Origin of the sequence: Actinoplanes sp. NPDC051633, assembly GCF_040681735.1 — a bacterium.
Taxonomy (GTDB): domain Bacteria; phylum Actinomycetota; class Actinomycetes; order Mycobacteriales; family Micromonosporaceae; genus Actinoplanes.
On sequence record NZ_JBFAZH010001670.1, the window covers coordinates 1 to 1,278 of the forward strand.

The window sequence follows — 1,278 nt, forward strand, 5'->3', positions numbered from 1 at the left end:
ACCGCCGAGGGGCCGGGCCGGCCGCACGGCACCTGGACGTGGGACGCCGACGGCCTGCACCCGGTGTCGGTGCTCTCGCCGGCGACGGACACCGTCCTGCCGACGCTGTGCTCCTTCCCGGCGCACGACGGGCTGGAGCTGACCGGCTGGCTCTTCCGGCCCGCGGGCGAGGGGCCGCACCCCACGGTCCTCTGGTTCCACGGCGGGCCGGAGGCGCAGGAGCGGCCCGGACACGGCCCGCTGTTCCAGTCGCTGGTCAACCGCGGGATCGCCGTCTTCGCGCCGAACGTACGCGGGTCGTCGGGCTTCGGCCGCACCTTCGTGAACGCCGACAACCTGGAGCTGCGGTACGACGGGATCCGGGACGTCGCCACCTGCGTCGAGTATCTGGTCGAGGCCGGGGTGGCCGACCCGGGACGCGTCGGGTGCATGGGCCGCTCGTACGGCGGATACCTGACCCTGGCCGCGCTGGTCACGTACCCGTCGCTGTTCGCCGTCGGCATCGACGTCTGCGGCATGGCGAACTTCGAGACGTTCTACCGCCACACCGAGCCGTGGATCGCGGCCGCGGCGGTCTCCAAGTACGGCGACCCGGTGGCCGACGCCGAGCTGTTGCGCGACCTGTCCCCGATCACCCGGATCGACCGGCTGCGCACGCCGCTGATGGTGGTGCACGGCGAGAACGACAGCAACGTCCCGGTGATCGAGGCCGAGCAGGTGGTGGCGTCGCTGCGGGAGCGCGGCGTCGAGCACAGGTACCTGCTGTTCCGCGACGAGGGGCACGAGCTGCTGCATCGCTCGTCGCGGGCCACCTACCTGCGCGAGGTCGTCGAATGGCTCACGACCCATCTGCGGGTGTCCGCGATGGAACAGGCCACCGCCTGACGAGCTCGGGGTCGGCGAAGATGTGAATCGCTTCGATTCCATCCGATGCCATGGTCAACGCCGCTACCCCGAACGGCTCGTCGTGCCACCACGCCAGGAAGCCCGGGCCGCCGTTCACGTCGACGGTCACATAGCGCCAGGCGCCGTCCATCGCGCTTCCCGCGGAGGACTGGCAGTTCTTCCGTCCCGCGAACCAGGCGCGGTTCGGCACCATCTCGAGCGTCGCGTCCTCCCGGAGCACCTTCTCCAGCGCTTGGAGGTCGGACGCCGCGAAGGCGGTCACGTACGCCTCGAGCAGCTCCCGCTGCCGCTGTGTCGGCGGCGTCGTCGGCTTGCCCGCGTCCAGTGCCGCGCGGGCCCTCTGCAGCGAGCTCTTCACCGCCGGGACCGTGG

At 71.6% G+C, this 1,278-nt stretch carries 1 protein-coding gene and 1 pseudogene; one reads left to right on the forward strand and one right to left on the reverse strand.

Going from position 1 to position 1,278, the window contains the following annotated elements:
- Positions 1-885, forward strand: an 885-nt coding sequence (locus tag AB0M20_RS44160; protein ID WP_364307536.1) for a prolyl oligopeptidase family serine peptidase, incomplete at its 5' end; no start/stop codon positions are given.
- On the opposite strand, the pseudogene AB0M20_RS44165 reads toward AB0M20_RS44160, so the two are convergent.
- A pseudogene (locus AB0M20_RS44165) lies at positions 839-1,278 on the reverse strand (RNA polymerase subunit sigma-70); the annotation flags it as partial. The gene AB0M20_RS44160 and the pseudogene AB0M20_RS44165 sit on opposite strands and share 47 nt — an antisense overlap.